The sequence below is a fragment of the Streptomyces sp. NPDC002888 genome (genome assembly GCF_042888465.1).
Taxonomy (GTDB): Bacteria; Actinomycetota; Actinomycetes; order Streptomycetales; family Streptomycetaceae; genus Streptomyces.
In genome coordinates this window covers 86,794-106,018 of sequence record NZ_JBIAPU010000030.1, presented here as the reverse complement: position 1 = coordinate 106,018, position 19,225 = coordinate 86,794, and the positions used below count along the sequence as shown (strand labels likewise).

Sequence of the window (19,225 nt, the reverse complement as noted above, 5' to 3'; positions counted from 1 at the left end):
GCACACAGAGCGTGGGGCCTCAAGCCATGGTTATGTTCCTGTTCCTGGTCGTCGCGCTCGCCGTCGTGGTCGCCGCGGTGACACTCGCCGTGGTGGGCGGCGGCGAGGGTACCGGCCCACTGCCCGAGGCCGCGCCCCAGCGGCTGCACGATCCGCTGCCCGTGGACCGCCCGCTCAACCGCGCCGACGTCGACCACCTCCGCTTCCCCCTCGCCGTCCGCGGCTACCGCATGGACGACGTCGACGACGCGCTCAACCGCCTCGCCGCCGAGCTCGCGGAGAGAGACACCCGCATCTCCGACCTGGAGTCCGCGCTGGCCGGCGCCCAGGCCGCCGCGCCCCACGTCTCCATGGAGAAGCCCGCGCCGGAGGACCACCAGTGAGCGACGGCGCCGCCCTCGCGGGCCCCGACGGCGCGCTGCGCTGCCCCTGGGCACTGTCCACGCCGGACTACGTGACGTACCACGACGAGGAGTGGGGCCGCCCGGTCCACGGCGACGACGCCCTCTACGAACGCCTCAGCCTGGAGGCCTTCCAGTCCGGCCTGTCCTGGATCACCATCCTGCGCCGCCGCTCCGGCTTCCGTACCGCCTTCGCCGACTTCAAGATCGCCTCGGTCGCCGCCTTCACCGACGAGGACCGCGAGCGCCTCCTCGGCGACCCCGGCATCATCCGCAACCGCGCCAAGATCGACGCGACCCTCGCCAACGCGCGCGTCCTGGCCGAGTGGTCCCCGGGCGAACTCGACGAGCTCATCTGGTCGCACGCCCCCGACCCGGCCAACCGCTCGGTTCCGAAGACCCTGGCCGACGTCCCCGCGATCACTCCCGATTCGACGGCCCTCTCCAAGGCCCTGAAGAAGCGGGGCCTGCGGTTCGTGGGCCCCACGACGGCGTACGCCCTGATGCAGGCGTGCGGGCTGGTCGACGACCACTTGGCGACCTGCGTGGCGAGGAGCGCCCCTTAAGGGGCGCGGGGCCGTATCGAATCCGGCTCCGCCGCGTGGGCGCGAACAACCACAACGAACCCGCAGCCCCCAACGGCGCTCCAGCCCCCGAACTCAGCGGCCCAGGTACTTCGGCTTCTCCTTGTTCACAAAGGCCTGCACCGCAATCCCATGGTCCTCCGAGGCCCCCGCCCGAGTCTGCAACTCGTCCTCCTTCTCCAGCGTCTCCGCCAGCGAGTGGGAGAACCCGAACGCCACCGCCTCCTTGATCGCCGCGTAGGCGACCGTCGGCCCGGCGGCAAGCTCGCGCGCGACCTTCTCGGCCTCCGCGCGCAGTTCCGCCGAGGGCACGATCCGGTTGGCGATGCCCAACTCGTACGCCTCCTGCGCAGCAATACTGCGCGGGAAGAGCAGCAGGTCGGTCGCCCGGCCGGGCCCGATCACCCGCGGCAGGGTCCACGAGACGCCCGAGTCGGCGGTCAGCGCCACCCCCGCGAACGACGTGTTGAAGGCAGCCGTGTCCGCCACCACCCGATAGTCCGCAGCGAGCGCGAAACCGAAGCCGGCGCCTGCCGCGACGCCGTTCACCCCGGCGACAACGGGCTTCGCCATCTCCGTCAGCGCCCGCACGACCGGGTTGTAGTGCTCCTTGACCGTGCTCATGACCTGTCCCGAGCCCTCGGCCAGCAGCCCGATGTGCTCCTTGAGGTCCTGACCCACGCAGAACGCCCGGTCCCCGGCAGCCGTCAGCAGCACCGCCCGTACGGCGTCGTCGTCCGCCGCCGCGCGGACCGCGTCGCGGAGGGCGACCTTGGTCGCGACGTTCAGCGCGTTCATCGCCTCGGGGCGGTTCAGCGTGATCGTCGCGAGCCCGTCGTTCACCTCGTAGAGCACGGTGTCGGCCATGGGGTATCCCCTCCGATGTCACGGTTTCGACGTACTGGTCAGTACGTCGTCTGTACGAAGGAACAGCATGGCGGAGTTCGCCGTCCGCAGCCCGGACCGGACGTGTGACCTGCGTCAAAGAGTTCTCGAAGGTTTTTGCTCCGCCGAACTCGGTGCGGCCGCGCAGTATCGCAGTCACATCGCCGAATTGAGTGGTTTTGGTCGCGCGCGTTGCCCAAGCGATGCCGACTGATGTTGGTCATCGGGTCCTGAGATGCGGGATAATGGCCTGGAAGCAATGTGTTCGATGCCGGTGTCGCGTGTCCCCGCTGGACTGCGCGTGCCCTTCGGGGGCCGTCGGCCTTGACGATGAGCTGGTTTCAGGAAGGGGAACGAGCATGGCGGCCATGAAGCCGCGGACGGGCGATGGTCCGCTCGAGGTGACCAAGGAGGGGCGGGGCATCGTCATGCGCGTTCCGCTCGAAGGCGGCGGACGGCTCGTCGTCGAGCTGACTCCCGACGAGGCCGACGCCCTCGGCGACGCCCTCAAGAAGGTTGTCGGCTGACGCGCAAGCGACCATACCCTTTTCAGTGCCCCGGCATCGTATTTCGATGCCGGGGCGGCTGATTTTCGGGACTTCTCGAACGTTTCCGGGGCTTTTCAGCGCCGCGAGGCCCTTATCGCTTGACCGCGCACAGCAGACCGTCACCCACAGGGAGCAGTGACGGCACCAGTTCCTGACTCTCGCGCACCGCGCGCAGCAGCTCCCGGATTCTTATGACCTCCGTGGGCTGCGGGCCGGAGTCCACCGTGCGGCCGTTGGTGAAGACGCCCTCGAAGACGACCAGCCCACCGGGGCGTAGAAGCCGCAACGATTCAGCGAGGTAGTCGAGGAACTCCAGGCGGTCGCCGTCGCAGAAGACCAGGTCGTAGCCCGCGTCCGCGAGCCGGGGCAGTACGTCGAGCGCGCGGCCGGGGATGAAGCGGGCGCGGTTGCTGGCGAAGCCGGACGCGCGGAAGGCCTGCCGGGCGAACTGCTGGTGTTCCGGCTCCGGGTCGACGGTCGTCAGGACGCCGTCCGGCCGCATGCCGTGCAACAGGTGGATGCCGGAGACGCCGGTACCGGTACCGATCTCCGCGACCGCCTTCGCGTCCACGGTGGCGGCGAGCAACCGCAGCGCTGCGCCCGTGCCGGGCGACACCGAGCGCAGCCCTGCCTCGCGGGCCCGGTCACGGGCCCAGTGCAGCGCTTCGTCCTCGGCGACATAGGCGTCGGCGAACGCCCAGCTCGTCTGCCGGTTGGCGGTAATGACCCTCTCCCGTCCCCGTGGTTGCCTGGGCGTGACTGTATCCGTTGCCGTCGGGAACCCGCAGATGGGACCGGGCGTTTAGAAGGGTGGGAGAGACGACGGGGGGACACAGTTGGATCACGACGACGGGCGGGGCGCCGAGCAAGTGCTGACGCAGCCGCATGAGCCGTATCAGCACAGATCAAATTCTCGTAAAACCGCTTATCCGGAGCTAACGGGCGAGGTGGCTATGGTAGGGGCTCCACTGGACACCACCAGAGCCGACAGGGGAGGTGCGGCCGCGCCTGTGGATCGGGGAGGAGTGCTGCGGCGCTTCCTCGGATCGGCAGGTAGGCCGAAATCCGTGAACAACACCGCTGCTGACCACAGCCACGCCGCTGACCAGACCCAGACCGCGACCTTCTCCACCGACGCGGACGGGCAGGCGTGGACTCCGCCCACCTGGGAGGAGATCGTCAGCATGCACAGCGGGCGGGTCTACCGGCTGGCGTACCGCCTCACCGGCAACCAGCACGACGCCGAGGACCTCACCCAGGAGGTCTTCGTCCGCGTCTTCCGCTCCCTGTCGACCTACACGCCGGGGACCTTCGAGGGCTGGCTGCACCGCATCACCACCAACCTCTTCCTCGACATGGTCCGCCGCAAGCAGCGCATCCGCTTCGACGCCCTCGGCGAGGACGCGGCGGAGCGACTGCCCAGCCGCGACCCCTCCCCCCAGCAGGTCTTCAACGACGCGCACTTCGACGCGGACATCCAGCAGGCCCTCGACACCCTCGCGCCCGAGTTCCGCGCCGCGGTCGTCCTGTGCGACATCGAAGGACTTTCGTACGAGGAGATCGCCGCGACCCTCGGCGTCAAGCTGGGCACGGTCCGCTCCCGTATCCACCGCGGCCGCTCCCAGCTGCGCAAGGCCCTGGCGCACCGCTCGCCCGAGGCCCGCGCCGAGCGCCGCTCCTTCGTGCCCCGTGTCCCCGCACTGGGGGGAGGGGGCGCGACCGCGTGAACGGATCACGGCCGAAACCCGGCGAGGGGCACCTCGCGGAACAGCATCTGGGAGACCGGCTCTCCGCCCTGGTGGACGGAGAGCTCGGTCATGACACGCGTGAGCGCGTCCTGGCCCATGTGGCCACCTGCCCGAAGTGCAAGGCGGAGGTCGACGCACAGCGCCGGCTGAAGAACGCCTTCGCGGAGGTCGCCCCGCCCACTCCCTCCGAGAGCTTCCTGGCCCGTCTCCAGGGGCTGCCCGGGGGAGGTGATCCGGACGGCGGTGGCTCGCCGCTCGACGGGGGAGGCTTCGGCGCGTTCTCCGGACAGCCCGAGGCCGGCGGGATCTTCGGAGTGAGACGCAGAGACCATTTCGAGTTCGGCTATGTCCCCGCCCGCGGGCACGGCTCCGTCCTGGCGCCCTCCTCCCCGGACCGCGGCTTCCGCATCCACGCCGTGGGGCGCAACGACGCCGAGCGCTCGCGCGGGATGCGGTTCGCCTTCGTCGCCGCCGGGGCGGTGTCGCTGGCCGCGATCGCGCTGGGCGGCATGACCAGCGGCGTCCCCGCGGACACGGAGGCGCGCGGCGGCTCCGGTGGAAGCAACGTGACGCCTGCGCGGACCCAGGGCACCGGGACCGCGGCGGTGCCCGAGACGGTGCGTCGCCGCGCGGTCGGCCCCCTGCTCGCCCAGGGCGGACAGGGCGGCCAGGGCGAGACCCCGGTGGCCCCGACGGAGGTCTCCGCGCCCCTGCTGCCCGGTGTGCCCTCCCCGGCCCCCGGCCAGCAGCACGAGGGCACGCTGCACGCACTCACCGCACCCGTGGTGGCCGGCGCGGCCGCGATGTCCCCTCTGATACGTCCGCTCACCCCGCCCCCGCCGATCGCCCTGACCGCGTGGACCCCGGCCCCCGAGGCCACGGCCCCTGCCCTGCTCGCCGCACCCGTCCCCGACGCGACCTCCGCTCCCTCGTCGCCCTCCGACCAGGCCCGCTGACCCGGCCCCTGCCGCGACACCCCGGGAACCTGGTTGAATCCAGGGTGAGCTGCGTCCAAGACACTCCGTCGGGCGCGCCGAGCAGATCATCTGCGGCCACCGCCGACGTGCCGTGCCGTGGCCAGCTGTGGGGAGAGCATGAACGAGGACACCTCCGGTGAGGTGACACCGCGAGACCCCTTCGGGGAGCGGGCCGACGACGAAGGCGACTACGAGCTGAGCGAGCCCTCGGCGCGTGTCGGCGCGGGGGCAGGCCTCGCCGCGAGTGATCCGCCGTCGGGTCCTGGCGTTGGTGTTGAGGGGGCCTCCGGTGACGAGGGCGAGGGCGACTACGTGCTGAGTGTGCCCTCGGCGCGCAGGGGCGCAGGCGACGAGCGTGACGCCGATTACGAGTTGACTCGGCCGTCGGTGGGTTCGGTGGGTTCGGAGGGTGGAGCCGAGCCGGTCGTCGGCGAGGAGGGCGACCAGGCGCCGACCGGGTCGCGTGCGGAGGCTGCTGCTGCTGCGGTCGCGTCGGCCGGTTCCGCCGTTGCGTCGGCTGCCGAGCGGCCCAAGCCCCTGCACGACCCCGACCCCTACAGCACCCCGCCGTACGGCGAGCCCGGCCCCTGGGCCTCGGCGCCGCCGGTGCAGCACCCGGCGGCTCCCCCGGCGCAGGGCACGGTGGCAGCATCGGCTGGAATGGTCGACCAGCAGCACGGCACCGGGACGCCGGCGCCCGGCGTCGCTGCCGCGCCCGCCCCGCACACCTCCGCTCCAGCAACCCTCGTCCAGCAGCAGGGCACCGAGACATCGGCGCCCGCTGCCGCTGGCGCGCCTGTCGCGCATCCGTCCGTTCCAGTGGCCCCCGGCCGGCAGCACGGCACCGGGGCACCCGCGCCCGCTGCCGTGCCCGCCCCGCATCCCCCTGTTCCCGTGGCACCCGGCCTTCCGGTGGGTCAGAGCGGCACCCCTGTCACCTCGCCGTCCCCCGCTGTCGTCCCGACTGCCGACGCGTTCGCCCAAGGCGCCCCGGCGTCGGCGGCACCGGACACCGCCGCCGACCCCTGGCAGCGCTACGACCCGTGGTCCGCGACACCGCTCGCCGGTGCCCCCCTCCAGCAGACCGGGGCCGTTGTGCTCAGTCGGGAGCAGCGGCGTAGGCGGGGGAGGAGGGCGCTCGTCGTTGGGGCTGCCGTGTTGGCGCTCGTGGCGGGCGGCATCGGTGGGGTCGTGGGGGCGTATCTGGAGCGCAACGGTGGGGTCGGGAGTGTGGAGTTGCCGCAGGCCGCGGCGGAGCCGGCCGGGCGGGCGCCGGACAGTGTCGCCGGGATCGCCGCGCGGGCGCTGCCCAGCGTGGTGACCCTGCATGTCAGCGGCAGTGAGGAGCAGGGCACCGGGACCGGCTTCGTGCTGGACAGCCGGGGGCACATCCTCACCAACAACCATGTCGTCGAGCCCGCCGGGGACGACGGGAAGATCACCGTCGTCTTCAACGGGGGCGAGACCGCCAAGGCCGAGGTCGTCGGACGCGACAGCGGATACGACCTCGCGGTCGTGAAGGTGACCGGGGTGAAGGGGCTGAAGCCGCTCCCGCTCGGCAACTCCGACAGCGTCCAGGTCGGTGACCCCGTCGTCGCCATCGGCGCCCCCTTCGACCTGGAGGGCACCGTCACCTCCGGCATCATCAGCGCCAAGGAGCGCCCCATCACGGCGGGCGGCGAGACCGGCGACGCGAGCGACGTGTCGTACGTCGACGCCCTGCAGACCGACGCCCCGATCAACCCCGGCAACTCCGGCGGACCCCTGCTCGACTCGCGCGCCCGCGTCATCGGCATCAACTCCGCCATCCGCTCCGCCGACGACGGCTCCGACACGGAAGGCGGCCAGGCCGGCTCCATAGGACTCGGCTTCGCCATACCCGTCAACCAGGGCAAACGCGTCGCCGAGGAGCTGATCAACACCGGCAAGGCGACCCACCCGGTCATCGGCGTCACCCTCGACATGGACTACACCGGCGACGGCGCCCGTATCAACACCAAGGGCCACGACGGCGGCCCCGCGGTCAACGCGGGCGGCCCCGGCGACCGGGCCGGACTCGAGGCGGGCGACGTCGTCACCGAGGTCGACGGCCAGCGCGTCCACTCCGGCGAGGAACTCATCGTCAAGACGCGCGCCCACCGCCCCGGCGACCGCCTGGAGCTGACCGTCGAACGCGACGGCAAGGAGAGGACGGTCTCGCTCGTGCTCGGATCCGCGGGCAGCTGAGCAGCGATTGACAGAAACCTCACAGGTGGCGGCCGAAACACGCCCCGACAAGGCAAACAACGCGAAAAACCGGTCGGCCGCCCACACGTGGACAGCTCGGGACGGTACCGGTCGGACAGGTGCGACAGGTACCGTGGACCCGGCCCGGACATCGCAAGGAGCTTCAGGTGTTCAATGACATAGGACCGCTCGAGCTGATTACGCTCGTTGTCCTTGCCGTGCTCGTCTTCGGTCCGGACAAACTCCCGAAGGTCATCCAGGACGTCACGCGGACGATCCGCAAGATCCGCGAGTTCTCGGAGAGCGCCAAGCAGGACATCCGGACGGAGCTCGGCCCGGAGTTCAAGGACTTCGAGTTCGAGGACCTCAACCCCAAGACGTTCATCCGCAAGCAGATGGACAACGACGAGCTGGGGCTCAAGGAGATCCGCAACGGCTTCGACCTGAAGAAGGAGATGGCCGAGGTCACGGACGCCGTCCACGGCCGCGAGTCGGAGTCGTCGGCCTCCGCCTCGTCCTCCTCGTCCCCTTCCTCCGATTCCTCGCCCGACCGTGTCGACATGTCCAAGAAGCCGGAGGAGCCCGGCAAGGACGACCGCCCGCCCTTCGACGCGGACGCCACCTGAGCGACGTACCCACACCGAAGAGCCGCACGTCAAAGACGTGCGGCTCTTCGCGTACGTGACGCGTTTCATACGGTGTCATGGCCGCGCACGGCGTGAACGCGCTGTCGGAGCGACCCACGCGCCGGGCGGTTGCCCCGCAGCTCGGAGCGGGGTGGATATGCTGCCGAGTTGTTGTGCGGGCCGTACGCGAACCAGCGACGCCGCCCGAAGGGGGGCGGGCCGCTTCGGTCCGACGAGAGCGAGGAGGCGTCCGGGCACATGGAGACGACAAGTCAGGCAGTCGCGCAGGCGCCGGCCGCGGAGGGCGGACAACAGGTCCCCTCCGCCCGGCGCACCGTCGATGGCTACCTGCTGGCGCCCTTCCCGTGGTACGGCCTCGACGAGGCCTTCACGGGGCCGCGCTGGCTGATGCAGGTCGGGACGGCGGCCGACGGGGCCGTGGAACACGGTTCCGTCGGGCACGGTGACGAACCCTCCGTACGCAACGAGTCGACCGCGGAGGACCGGGAGAAGTTCGCGGTCGTGGTGACCGTCGCCGCGAATCCCGTGCGGCGCAGCGCGGACGGTACGGGGCTGCTGGAGGCCACGTCGGTGTCCTCGGCGGCGTGGCTCGCGGGTGTGGGGCTGCTGTCCTTCACCTGGCCCGGGCAGATGGACCACAGCTTGCGGGACGACTGGCTGGAGCAGCAGACGGAGACGGCGTGGGCGCTGGCCGACGACCTGGCCGGGCCGGAGTGGTCGACGCTGTCCCTGCCGGTGGACGGGGTGCCGACGTCGTTCCACTACCGGGAGTCCGAGTTCGGGTGGGTGCTGGCCGGTTCCACCGAGCAGGGCGTGCATGTGGGGGCGTACGGGAGAGGGATGAGCGCGTACGGCCTCGGGTTCGCCATGATCAAGGACATCGCCGCGTACGCGTAGGACTCGCGCACACAGAGGACCGCGTACGCATGGCCGACGCATACGCATAGCCCGTGAAAAGGGGCGCCTCGATTCCCGGCGCCCCATTGCCTCCCGTCACCGCTGTCGTTGTTGCTCCCGTGAAGTGTTCTGCGCGCGGGGGAGGAATCAGTGGCGGCGGGTGAGCCCGTGCTGCGCATCCGCGGGGTGCGCAAGAGCTACCGGGGCCGCCCGGTCCTGCGAGGGGTGTCGCTGGACCTGTTTCCAGGGCAGCTGGTGGGAATCGTGGGCGAGAACGGGGCCGGCAAGAGCACGCTGCTGCGCATTCTGGCCGGGGACCTCGCGGCCGACGGCGGCGCGGTCGAGCGGGTGGACGTGCTGGGCAGTTGCCCGCAGGACGCGGTGCTGCACGGGGCGTTCTCCGTCGAGCAGCACCTGCGGTTCTTCCAGGCCGCATACGGTCTGGACAGCCTGGACAGGGCCTTCGAACTCCTGGAGCAGTTGAACTGCGGCGGCTACCGGGACGAGCGGGTGGAGGCGCTCAGCGGCGGCACCCGCCAGAAACTCAACCTGGTCCTGGCGCTGATGCACGATCCGCGGGTGCTGCTCCTGGACGAGCCGTACCAGGGCTTCGACTGGGAGACGTACCTGCGGTTCTGGGACCTGGCGGCGTCCCTGCGTGACCGGGGCTGCGCGGTCCTGGTGGTCTCCCACCTCGCCTACGACGTCTCCCGTCTGGACGCCCTGTACCGCCTCCGGGAAGGAGCGCTGCACGAGGCGGAGCGGACCGGGGCGGAGAGGGTGCCGGTATGAGGTCCTGGTGCTCCCGCTTCCGTACCGCCCTGCGGTTCGCGCTGGTCGAGCAGGCCCGTAACCGTCTGGCGCTGCTCATGCTCGTGCTGTTCGTCCCGCTGTGGACGGGCCTGGCCTTCACGGTGGTGGCCCGTACCCCGTTGCGGTTCCGGATCCGTTCGGTCGCGCGCTCGGTGGTCATGGACGGCAACATCCTGCTTCAGATCGACGGCGCTCTCCAGGCCCTCTCGCTGGTCGTCGCGTTCATGATGTTCGTCGCCACGGCCCGCTCGGCACTCTTCGACCGGCGTCTGGTGCGCGCCGGGTATCCCCGGTCGGCCCTGGCGCTGGCGAAGTGCGTCTCGCTCGTCCTGGTGGCGGTGCTGGTGGCCGTCTACACCACCGCGTGGATGCACCTGTTCTGGCGTCCGGAGCAGCCCGTCGTGTTCGCCGCGGGGATGTTCACCGGCGCTCTGACCTACGGCGGCATCGGAATCGTGCTGGCGGCCGTGCTGCGCAGCGAGCTGGCCGGCATGTTCCTCGCGATCATGATCAGCTCGATCGATCTGCTGCTGCAGAACCCGCTGATCAACCCGGACGCTGACAGCCCGGTCGTGCGCTTCCTGCCGGCCTATGGAGCGGTGCAGAGCTCGGTGGCGGCCGGTGGCCTGACGGTGGTGCCGTTGAGCTGCCTGCTGCTCGGTGCGGGCTGGGCCGTGGGCATGGCGGCACTGGGCATGGCCGCCTTCGCCGTCCGCACCCGCACCCACCACGCGCGTACGGCCGCGGCGGCCCCGGAGGCGGTGCCGGTGCCGTGACCGTCCCTTCGTGCGCGCAGTCGCGCTGGGCGTGCCTGGTCAGCGACGGCTTCGAGCCCAGGAACTGGATGCTGCTCCTGGCCCCGCTGCTGGGCTGGCACGCCGACGCGTGGCCGGGCGTCGGCTGGGGATTGTTCGCGGCGGTGTTCACCGCGGTGCTGCCCACGCTGATCCTGGGATTCGGCGAGCGCCGCGCGTACTGGGGCGACCGGCACGTACGGCTGCGGCAGGACCGGCTCGTGGCCGCCCCCGGCATCATGGCCTCGGTCCTCACCGGCACCGCCCTGCTCCACGGGCTCGAAGCGCCCGCCGAGGTGACGGCCCTGGTGACGGCGATGCTCGCGGTCCTGTTCGTACTGCTGCTGATCACCTTCTTCTGGAAGGTGTCGGTGCACTCCGCGGTCGCCGCCGGCGCCCTCGCCGTCCTCACATCGGCCTTCGGCCCCTGGATGCTGGTGCTCTCCCCGCTGGTCCCGTTGATCGGCTGGTCCCGTATCCGGTTGCGCTGCCACACCGTCGGCCAGGTGGTCGTCGGAGCGCTCGCCGGCGCGGCGGTCAGCGCCCCTGTCTTCGACCTCCTCCAAGGGCAGGCATGAGTCGGTTCCCGCATCCCAGCCCCGCCGATCTCGTCATGCGCACGGTCGAGGAGCTCGCCGAGCACCCGGACGCCAACGCGACCGTCGGGGTGGTGCTGCACCTGACCGGTGCCGTGCCCGATCCGGCGGGCCTGCGCGAACACGTGGCCGGCCGCCTCACCGGCCTGCCCTGTCTGACGCACCTCCTGTCCGGCGACGGACCGACGGCACGGTGGGTTCCCGCCGCCCCGGACCTGGCCCGGCACATCGGCGAACGGCGCGTCGGCAGTGAACCGGAGGATCTGGAGGCCGCCGTACGGGTCCTGCTGCGCGAGCCCCTGCCCGAGAGGGCGCCGGCCTGGCGCATGGTCCTTCTGCACGGTCACGCCCCGGACGGGTTCGCGCTGCTGTACCTCACCCATCACGCGGTCCAGGACGGTGGCAGCATGGCCGCGGTGATGGAGGCGCTGTTCGGAGATCCACTGGTGTCCGGGCAGCCCTCAGCGGCCGTCGCGCGGGACGTCTCCCGCGCGCCCCGGCCCCGCCTGCGCCACCTCCCGCGCAGCGCGGCGCGGCTGCTCCCCCAGATGCGGGGCCACAAGCTGTGGCAGTCCCCGTCGAGGCCGCTGTCCAGCCGCCGCGACACGCTGTGGACCCGGCTCCCCTCCGCACGGCTGCGCACAGCGGCCCGTGCCGGTGACGCGAGCACCAACGACGTCTGCCTCGCCGCCCTGGCGCACGCGGTCGCGGGATGGGCCGAAACGGCATGGCCCCGCGCCGCCAAGGTGCCGCTCCCGGTCATGATCCCCGTCAACCTGCGCACCCCGAAGGAAGCGACCGCTCCGGGAAACCGGCTGTTCCTGACGCGGGTCGACCTCCCGGGCGGCGCCATGCCCCCGGGAGAACGGCTGGCCCGCACGCGCGCGGTCACCGCGCCCCTGAAGTCCGCCGAGCACAAGGCCCTCCTCCGGGCGGTCCTCACCCACCTCCCTCGGTGGCTCTTCGCTCGCCTCGTGGCCGTGAGCACCGCTCCGAGGCGGCTCACCGTCTGCGTCTCGTACTTCGTGATGCGTCGCCGTCTGCACTACGGCGACGCGGTCGTGCACGGCATCGACGGCGTCATCTGCTGTCCGCCCGGTGTCCCTCTCGCCGTCGTAGTCCTCGCCTACGAGGACGTGGTCAGCGCGTGCTTCCGCATCGACACCGCCCTCCCCGGGGCAGAAAGCCTGCCGACGCGCTGGCGGCAGGCCGTGGCGGACCTGGCGGGCAGCGCGTCGTAGACGAGGCCACCCAAAGACCGGGCCACCCAAAGACCAGGCCACCCAAAGACCGGGCCACCACGGCCCGGGGCCGGTCACATGGTCCGGTCGACGCTCCACAGCGGCAGGCGTTCGAAGAAGGCGACCGCCTCCGCGCGCCACCGTGACCGCCAGCCGGCGGCCACCACGGAAGCCTGTTCCGCGTGACGGCGCATGTCGGCCCGCATCCCGGCCGCCACACCGCGGTTCTCGGCGATCTCTCGGACGGCGGCGACGGTCTCCGGGGTGCACGTCGGGTCCCCGAGGGCGGCCTCCACCACCGTGCGCTCGGTGCCGTCGACGGCGGACAGCAGGGCGCTGACGGTGTAGCTGTGCCTCCCCTCGCGGAGGTCGGTGCCGGTCGGCTTGCCCATGACGGCCGCGTCCCCGAACAGGTCCAGATAGTCGTCGCGCATCTGTCCGCAGATGCCGACGAGCCGCGCGTAGCGGCGCAGTTCCGGCTCGAAGAGTGCCGGGTCTTCACCTGCGGCCAGGAGCCCCAGCTGCAGTGGCGCCAGGAGGCTGTACCGGGCGGATTTGTAATCGGCCACACAGTGCAGGACGTCCTCGTCCGGGGCCGTGCCGCCGAAGTCGCGTTCCAGGTCGATGATCTGGCCCACGTAGGTGTCCGTTGCCGCCCGTGTCTGCACCTCGACCATGGACTGACGCAGCGCGGCGGGCAGCTTGGCGTCCAGGAGCACCCGCAGGGACAGGGCCAGAGCGAGGTCGCCCGCGAGCAGGGTGAGGCCGAGCGATGCCTGGCGGTGGCGGGGGAACCGCTCGCGGTAGGCGTAGTAGGTGGACGGGCCTCCCCGTCGGGTGGGGCTGTCGTCGATGAGGTCGTCGTGGACCAGGGCGTGCGTCTGGAAGAGTTCGATGCTCAGCGCCGCGGCGTCCAGCCCTTCGACCGGCTCGGCGGTCACCAGCCGAGCCGCCTCGTTCAGCAGGACGACCCGCATCCGCTTGCCGCCGCGCAGGGACAGATCCCGCAGCAACTCCACGCACTCCGGCGTGAAACGGCTGAACGTCGGCGCTTCGAGCCCGGCGCTCAGCGTGGCGAAGTACTCCTCGAAGAGCGTGTTGAACCGGCGCTCGTATCCGGCGACGCGCTCCAGCACCTGTTCGGTCATGACGAGGTCCTCCTGGTCGGGGATGGGGGGCACGCTCAGCGTGGCGTCAGGAGGTGTACCGCGTGGCGGTCACCGCGAGATCGCGCAGAGCACGGTCCGCGGCCTCCGGAAAGGCGGCCGCGTCCAGTGCACGCAGCACCTGCTCGTAGCGGGAGGTGATCATCCGCTCGGCGTGCTCCCGAGCGCCGGACGCCTCCAGGACGGCCCGCACCTCGGCCGCCTCACGCTCGCCCAGATCGGGCCGGCCCACCAGTCGGCGCAGCCGCTCTCGCCGGACCGGGTCGGCGCGCTGCAGACCGAGTGCCAGAAGCACGGTCCGTTTGCCTTCCCGCAAGTCGCTCAGGCCCGGCGCGCACCTGCCGTCCGGGCTGCCGAAGACGTCCAGGAGATCGTCCCTGATCTGGAACGCCTCCCCCAGGGGCAGGCCCAGCCGCGTGAAGACGTCCAGGGTGGCCTCTCCGGCCCCGGCGACGGCGGCCCCCAGCTGGAGGGGCCGCTCGACGGTCGCGGTGGCGGTCTTGTAGCGGATGATCTCCAGGGCCGCCTCGATGTCGTCGGCGCTGCGGCCGGTGCCCATCACATCCAGGTACTGGCCGTACATGACCTCTTCCAGCATCGCGTCGTACAGTCCGTGCACCACGCGATGCCGGCCGGTGTCGAGCCGGGCGGTGTGCAGCAACTCCTGTGCCCACATCAGGGCGAGGTTTCCCACCAGCAGCGCGCCGCCCGCGCCGAGGCGCGCGGCGCGCTCGTCGTCGCCGAGCCGCGCGCGCATCGCGCGGTGGACGGCCGGGCGGCCGCGGCGGCTGGCCGAGTCGTCCATGATGTCGTCGTGGATGAGGGCGAACGCCACGAACAGCTCCAGGGACGCCGCCACCCGCAGCACCGCGGCACGGTCGGTGTGTCCGCCCGAGGCGTGCCAGCCCACCACGCACAGCAGCGCCCGGATCCGTTTGCCACCGGAGGCCAGGAAGTCGCGCACGGTGCGCACCACCTCGGGCGGGTGCCCACGGCCGGCTGCCGTCCTGGCCTTACCGGCGAGGAAGTCCTCCAGCACCGCGTCGACCTGCTCGCGCACCGCGCCGAGATCGATCCCGCGTGTCACCCGTGTGCTCTGCATGCCCGGTCAAACGATCAGGACCCGCAGGGAACACGCGATATCTGGTTGAGAACGCCCGGCTCAGAACTTGTTCTTCGGGGTGATCCCCAGCGACAGTCCCGACAGGCCGCGCTGGCGTCCGCCGAGCTTTCCGGCGATCGCAAGCAGTGCCGAGCCCGCCGGGGAGTCCGGGTCCGTCAGGACGACCGGCTTGCCCTCGTCGCCGCCCTCGCGGAGGCGGACGTCGATGGGGATGTTGCCGAGGACGGGGACGGACGTGCCCGTCGTGCGCGTCAGCCCGTCCGCCACCGCCTGGCCGCCGCCCGTGCCGAAGACGTCGACCATCTCGCCGCAGTGCGGGCAGGGCAGGCCGGACATGTTCTCGACGACGCCGACGATCTTCTGGTGGGTCTGGACGGCGATGGAGCCCGCCCGCTCGGCGACCTCGGCGGCGGCCTGCTGCGGGGTCGTCACGACGAGGATCTCGGCGTTCGGAACGAGCTGCGCCACGGAGATCGCGATGTCACCGGTGCCGGGCGGCAGGTCCAGGAGCAGGACGTCCAGGTCGCCCCAGTACACGTCCGCCAGGAACTGCTGGAGCGCGCGGTGCAGCATCGGGCCGCGCCAGACGACCGGGGCGTTGCCCGGGGTGAACATGCCGATCGAGATGACCTTCACGCCGTTCGCGGACGGCGGCATGATCATGTTCTCGACCTGGGTGGGCCGGCCGTCGGCGCCCAGCATGCGGGGCACGGAGTGGCCGTAGATGTCGGCGTCGACCACGCCGACCTTCAGGCCGTCGGCCGCCATCGCCGCCGCCAGGTTCACCGTCACCGACGACTTGCCGACGCCGCCCTTGCCGGAGGCGACCGCGTACACGCGCGTGAGGGAGCCGGGCTTGGCGAAGGGGACCTCGCGCTCGGTCTGGCCGCCGCGCAGGGCGCTCGCCAGCTCCTTGCGCTGCTCGTCGCTCATCACGTCGAGCGTGACGTCGACGCGGGTGACGCCCTCGACCGCGGAGACCGCGTCCGTCACCCGCTGTGTGATCGTCTCGCGCATCGGGCAGCCGGAGACCGTCAGGTACACGGTGACCGCGACCGCTCCGTCCGCCCCGATGTCCACCGACTTGACCATCCCGAGCTCGGTGATGGGTCGGTTGATCTCGGGGTCGTTCACCGTCGCCAGTGCTTCGCGCACCGCGTCTTCCGTAGCCATAGGACGATGGTACGGCGCCGTACCGGGCCGTAGGGAAGGCCGTCAGCGGTCGTCTGCGTCACGTCCGTGCGACCGTTCCGCCGGGAATACGACATGGCCGTCCCGGCGCCCCTCCAGCTCCTTGACGAGATCCTGGAGTTCCGAGCGGATCCAGTCGCGCGTCGCGACCTCCCCGAGCCCGATGCGCAGCGTTGCGATCTCCCGGGTCAGGTACTCGGTGTCCGCGATCGACCGCTCGTTCTGTTTGCGGTCCTGTTCGAGGTTGACGCGGTCGCGGTCGTCCTGCCGGTTCTGCGCGAGGAGGATCAGCGGGGCCGCGTAGGAGGCCTGGAGCGACAGCATCAGCGTCAGGAAGATGAACGGGTACTCGTCGAAGCGCAGGTCGTGCGGCGCGAAGATGTTCCACACCACCCACAGGATGATGACGAACGTCATCCAGACGATGAACCGTCCGGTGCCCAGGAAGCGCGCGATGCGCTCCGACAGCCGGCCGAAGGCCTCCGGGTCCCACTCGGGCACGATCCGGCGGCGCGGGGGGCGCGGCTGGTCGAGGCGGGGCCGCGTACGGTTCGTCGCGGTGGCGCCCGCCGGGGTGCGCTCGCGGGTGCTCTCACGCTCAGGTGCCATCGGTCACACCCCCCTCGTCCAGGTGGAACTCCGTCTCCCGCCAGTCCTCCGGCAGCATGTGGTCCAGTACGTCGTCCACGGTCACCGCGCCCAGCAGCGACCCGGACTCGTCGACGACGGGCGCCGCGACCATGTCGTACGCCGCGAAGAACCCGGCGACCACGGGCAGCGCCGCGTCCGGCTCCAGGGGCTGCAGGTCGTCGTCGATGATCGAGCTGACCAGGGTGTACGGCGGGTCGCGCAGCAGGCGCTGGAAGTGGACCGTGCCGAGGTACTTGCCGGTGGGCGTGTCGTCGGGCGGGCGGCAGACGTAGACCTGGGCGGCGAGCGCGGGGGACAGGTCGGCGTTGCGGACCCGGGCGAGGGCGTCGGCGACGGTCGCGTCGGGCCGCAGCACGATCGGCTCGGTCGTCATCAGACCGCCCGCGGTGTGCTCCTCGTACGACAGCAGGCGCCGCATGTCGGCCGCGTCGCCGGGCTGCATCAGGTTCAGCAGCCGCTCCTGCTCGTCCGTGGGCAGCTCCGAGAGCAGGTCGGCCGCGTCGTCGGGGTCCATGGCCTCCAGGACGTCGGCCGCGCGTTCCTCCTTCAACTTGCCGAGGATCTCGATCTGGTCGTCCTCCGGGAGCTCCTCGAGGACGTCGGCGAGGCGGTCGTCGTCGAGGGCGGCGGCGACCTCGGCGCGGCGCTTGGGGGAGAGGTGGTGCAGCATGTTGGCGAGGTCGGCAGGGCGCAGCTGCTCGAAGGTGGCGAGCAGGCTCTCGGCGCCCTGCCCGTGCTCCTCCAGGGAGAAGCCGGTGACGGCCGACCACTCCACGGTCAGCGTCTCGCCCCTGCCGCGCCGGAACGCGCCGGGCTTGCGGCCCTTGCGCACGAAGACCCGGTCGATCTCCCACTCCCGACGGGCCGGCAGCTGCTGCACGGACAGGTCGAGGACGGTGACCTCCGCACCGGTCTCGACGAGCGTGACGCGCCGGTCGAGGAGTTCGCCGAAGACGAGGCGCTCGGTGGGCCGCTGTTCGAAGCGGCGGACGTTGAGCACCCCGGTGGTGATGACCTGTCCGGACTCGATGCTGGTCACCCGGGTCATGGGCAGGAAGATGCGGCGCCGCGTGGCGAGTTCGACGACCAGTCCGAGCATCCTCGGCGGCTTCCGCCCGACGCGCAGCATGACGACCAGATCGCGGACGCGCCCCACCTGGTCGCCGTTCGGGTCGAAGGCGGCGACACCGGAGAGGTGCGAGACGAAGATCCGGGGGGCGCCGGCTGCCATGGCTGTGCTTCCTTTTCGTACCGCGTTTCGGTGGTTGGGTTCCTTTTCCGTATTGCCTGCTCGGGTGGGCTTCAGGCTAGCCCGTCCCGATCGGAAACGCCCTGGTGGCCGGTCCGGACGGTCTGACTCCGCCGGCACCCGCAGACCCCGGTACGCTGCCGTACGCCGTTCAGGACACCCCCGCAGAGAGGCAGCACCACCTGTGACTGCGATTCCCCAGGGCCGTACTCGCCGGGCCGCACTGGTGGGCGCGATGTGCGCGCTGGTCGTGACGGGAACGGGACTGACGGGCTGCAGCGAGGATCCGGACGCCGGGACGAACGGGGTGGGCAAGCTGCCCGCCGCGCAGATCCAGTCGAAATCCCGGGCCGCCGCGGAGGCGGCCCCGGCGGTGCGCCTGTCGGGAAGCGTGGTCACCAGCGGGCGCACGTACAAGCTCGACATGCAGTTGAAGGCCGACGGCGGCAGTGGCTCGGTCACCGCGCAGGGCGCCGAGTTCCAGCTGCTGCGCATCGGCGAGGAGCTGTACCTGAAGGCCAGCGCGGAGTTCTGGAACCACCAGGACGGCAAGGACGGCAAGGGCGACGCCGACGGTTCGGACACGGCGGCCGCGGGCAAGCTGGGCGGCAAGTACGTGAAGGTGCCGCAGGGCGACCCCTCGTACAAGCGGTTCAGCGGTTTCACGGACAAGGACGTCCTCCTCGACGGTCTGCTGACGCTGCACGGCACGCTGGGGACGGAGGGCCGCCACGAGCAGACGGGCGTCCGCACCATCCGCGTCACCGGGGACAAGGGCTCCGGCGGCACGCTGGACGTGTCCCTGGAGGGCACGCCGTATCCCCTGCTCCTGGTGCGGGCCGGGGGCGCGGGCACCCTGACCTTCTCGGACTGGGGCAAGGACTTCACCCTGACCGAGCCGGGGAAGGACGAGACGGTCGACTACGGCAAGCAACTGCCCACGTCGTGACCGCCTATCCCCGTTTGCGCTTCTTCATCAGCAACCTCACAAGCCCCGCGGGGATCTCTCGACGCGTCGTCGCCGACGTCGGCATCGGGGCCTCGGCGAGAGAGCCGTCGGGCAACGGCAGTGTCCCGCCCGTGGGTTCCAGGCGGAGCACCCGGCACTCGCGCGCCCAACGCTCCGTCATGGCCTCCCCGTCGGGCGCGTTGAGGCGCTTGCCCTTGAGCTCGGCGACGGCGGCCTCCCAGGCCTCGGAGCCCGGCGCGAGCTGAACGACCTTCGCCGTCCAGGACACCAGCCGGCCGCCCTTGTCCTTGCTGCGGACCGTCACCTCGGCCTCGGACCCGTCGGCCAGCCCGGGCAGCGGCTGCTCCTCGGACCCGTCGCCGACCAGGCAGGCCGCGCCCTCGTGCCACACGTGCCACAGCGCACGCGCGGCCGGAGCCCCGGCACCCCGGACCCAGATGAGGCCGGACTTCTTCGTGGCCTCCTCGACGAGGGCCCGGTCGAGCAACGCACTTGTCATGGGCTCAGCCTAACCAGGC

Annotated in this window: 22 protein-coding genes; 14 read left to right on the top strand and 8 right to left on the bottom strand. The window is 71.4% G+C overall.

Annotation, left to right across the window (positions count from 1 at the left end; all coding sequences use genetic code 11):
- Positions 1-32: 32 nt before the first annotated feature.
- The gene (locus tag ACFYWX_RS37215) at positions 33-383 is read left to right on the top strand and encodes a DivIVA domain-containing protein (RefSeq protein WP_389429332.1); all 351 of its coding nucleotides are present in this window, start codon (positions 33-35) and stop codon (positions 381-383) included.
- Entirely contained in the window at positions 380-967 is a 588-nt protein-coding gene (locus tag ACFYWX_RS37210; protein WP_389429279.1) for a DNA-3-methyladenine glycosylase I, read from the top strand. The genes ACFYWX_RS37215 and ACFYWX_RS37210 overlap by 4 nt, the downstream gene beginning before the upstream one ends.
- A 93-nt stretch (positions 968-1,060) precedes the next feature.
- Here ACFYWX_RS37210 and ACFYWX_RS37205 read toward each other — a convergent pair whose 3' ends face one another.
- Positions 1,061-1,852, bottom strand: a complete 792-nt coding sequence (locus ACFYWX_RS37205) for an enoyl-CoA hydratase/isomerase family protein (RefSeq protein WP_389429278.1) — start codon at positions 1,850-1,852, stop codon at positions 1,061-1,063.
- 67 nt (positions 1,853-1,919) lie between these two features.
- Between ACFYWX_RS37205 and ACFYWX_RS37200 the strand changes: the two genes are divergently transcribed.
- Together ACFYWX_RS37200 and ACFYWX_RS37195 are read left to right on the top strand one after the other, a co-directional pair.
- The gene (locus ACFYWX_RS37200; RefSeq protein ID WP_389429277.1) at positions 1,920-2,084 is read left to right on the top strand and encodes a hypothetical protein; all 165 of its coding nucleotides are present in this window, start codon (positions 1,920-1,922) and stop codon (positions 2,082-2,084) included.
- 145 nt (positions 2,085-2,229) lie between these two features.
- Entirely contained in the window at positions 2,230-2,397 is a 168-nt protein-coding gene (locus tag ACFYWX_RS37195) for a DUF3117 domain-containing protein (protein ID WP_003966491.1), read from the top strand.
- Positions 2,398-2,509: 112 nt separating this feature from the next.
- Here the strand turns inward: ACFYWX_RS37195 and ACFYWX_RS37190 are convergent, their stop codons facing one another.
- A complete protein-coding gene (locus ACFYWX_RS37190) occupies positions 2,510-3,208 on the bottom strand; it encodes an O-methyltransferase (protein WP_389429331.1) in 699 nt (232 codons plus the stop codon).
- A gap of 235 nt (positions 3,209-3,443) precedes the next feature.
- Between ACFYWX_RS37190 and sigE the strand changes: the two genes are divergently transcribed.
- From sigE to ACFYWX_RS37145, 9 genes are all read left to right on the top strand, one after another.
- A complete protein-coding gene (gene sigE, locus ACFYWX_RS37185) occupies positions 3,444-4,145 on the top strand; it encodes an RNA polymerase sigma factor SigE (RefSeq protein ID WP_389429330.1) in 702 nt (233 codons plus the stop codon).
- Positions 4,142-5,122 carry a zf-HC2 domain-containing protein gene (locus tag ACFYWX_RS37180; protein WP_389429276.1) on the top strand — a complete coding sequence of 327 codons (981 nt, stop codon included), beginning with the start codon at positions 4,142-4,144 and terminating at the stop codon, positions 5,120-5,122. Before sigE ends, ACFYWX_RS37180 begins: the two co-directional genes overlap by 4 nt.
- 138 nt (positions 5,123-5,260) lie before the next feature.
- Complete coding sequence (locus ACFYWX_RS37175; protein ID WP_389429275.1) at positions 5,261-7,369, top strand: S1C family serine protease; 2,109 nt, start codon at positions 5,261-5,263, stop codon at positions 7,367-7,369.
- A gap of 167 nt (positions 7,370-7,536) precedes the next feature.
- Positions 7,537-7,995 carry a sec-independent translocase gene (locus ACFYWX_RS37170; protein WP_389429274.1) on the top strand — a complete coding sequence of 153 codons (459 nt, stop codon included), beginning with the start codon at positions 7,537-7,539 and terminating at the stop codon, positions 7,993-7,995.
- 258 nt (positions 7,996-8,253) lie between these two features.
- A complete protein-coding gene (locus ACFYWX_RS37165) occupies positions 8,254-8,913 on the top strand; it encodes a hypothetical protein (RefSeq protein WP_389429273.1) in 660 nt (219 codons plus the stop codon).
- A gap of 150 nt (positions 8,914-9,063) precedes the next feature.
- A complete protein-coding gene (locus ACFYWX_RS37160) occupies positions 9,064-9,705 on the top strand; it encodes an ABC transporter ATP-binding protein (RefSeq protein WP_389429272.1) in 642 nt (213 codons plus the stop codon).
- Positions 9,702-10,502 (top strand): ABC transporter permease, encoded by an 801-nt coding sequence (locus ACFYWX_RS37155; RefSeq protein ID WP_389429271.1) that lies wholly within the window; start codon positions 9,702-9,704, stop codon positions 10,500-10,502. The genes ACFYWX_RS37160 and ACFYWX_RS37155 overlap by 4 nt, the downstream gene beginning before the upstream one ends.
- Positions 10,499-11,098 (top strand): hypothetical protein, encoded by a 600-nt coding sequence (locus ACFYWX_RS37150; protein WP_389429270.1) that lies wholly within the window; start codon positions 10,499-10,501, stop codon positions 11,096-11,098. Before ACFYWX_RS37155 ends, ACFYWX_RS37150 begins: the two co-directional genes overlap by 4 nt.
- Complete coding sequence (locus ACFYWX_RS37145) at positions 11,095-12,357, top strand: wax ester/triacylglycerol synthase domain-containing protein (protein WP_389429269.1); 1,263 nt, start codon at positions 11,095-11,097, stop codon at positions 12,355-12,357. The genes ACFYWX_RS37150 and ACFYWX_RS37145 overlap by 4 nt, the downstream gene beginning before the upstream one ends.
- Before the next feature lie 74 nt (positions 12,358-12,431).
- On the opposite strand, the gene ACFYWX_RS37140 is transcribed toward ACFYWX_RS37145, so the two are convergent.
- From ACFYWX_RS37140 to ACFYWX_RS37120, 5 genes are read right to left on the bottom strand one after another with little or no spacing between them, the layout of a single operon-like run.
- The gene (locus tag ACFYWX_RS37140; protein ID WP_389429268.1) at positions 12,432-13,505 is read right to left on the bottom strand and encodes a polyprenyl synthetase family protein; all 1,074 of its coding nucleotides are present in this window, start codon (positions 13,503-13,505) and stop codon (positions 12,432-12,434) included.
- Between the two features lie 46 nt (positions 13,506-13,551).
- On the bottom strand, positions 13,552-14,625 hold the full coding sequence (locus tag ACFYWX_RS37135) for a polyprenyl synthetase family protein (RefSeq protein WP_389429267.1): 1,074 nt from the start codon (positions 14,623-14,625) through the stop codon (positions 13,552-13,554).
- Between the two features lie 60 nt (positions 14,626-14,685).
- Positions 14,686-15,819 carry an Mrp/NBP35 family ATP-binding protein gene (locus tag ACFYWX_RS37130; RefSeq protein ID WP_389429266.1) on the bottom strand — a complete coding sequence of 378 codons (1,134 nt, stop codon included), beginning with the start codon at positions 15,817-15,819 and terminating at the stop codon, positions 14,686-14,688.
- 42 nt (positions 15,820-15,861) lie between these two features.
- A complete protein-coding gene (locus ACFYWX_RS37125) occupies positions 15,862-16,446 on the bottom strand; it encodes a DUF1003 domain-containing protein (RefSeq protein WP_389429265.1) in 585 nt (194 codons plus the stop codon).
- Complete coding sequence (locus tag ACFYWX_RS37120) at positions 16,436-17,719, bottom strand: magnesium transporter MgtE N-terminal domain-containing protein (protein WP_389429264.1); 1,284 nt, start codon at positions 17,717-17,719, stop codon at positions 16,436-16,438. The genes ACFYWX_RS37125 and ACFYWX_RS37120 overlap by 11 nt, the downstream gene beginning before the upstream one ends.
- A 202-nt stretch (positions 17,720-17,921) precedes the next feature.
- Between ACFYWX_RS37120 and ACFYWX_RS37115 the strand changes: the two genes are divergently transcribed.
- On the top strand, positions 17,922-18,686 hold the full coding sequence (locus ACFYWX_RS37115; RefSeq protein ID WP_389429263.1) for a hypothetical protein: 765 nt from the start codon (positions 17,922-17,924) through the stop codon (positions 18,684-18,686).
- Between the two features lie 4 nt (positions 18,687-18,690).
- Here ACFYWX_RS37115 and ACFYWX_RS37110 read toward each other — a convergent pair whose 3' ends face one another.
- Positions 18,691-19,206, bottom strand: a complete 516-nt coding sequence (locus ACFYWX_RS37110; protein WP_389429262.1) for a hypothetical protein — start codon at positions 19,204-19,206, stop codon at positions 18,691-18,693.
- Between the last annotated feature and the right edge of the window lie 19 nt (positions 19,207-19,225).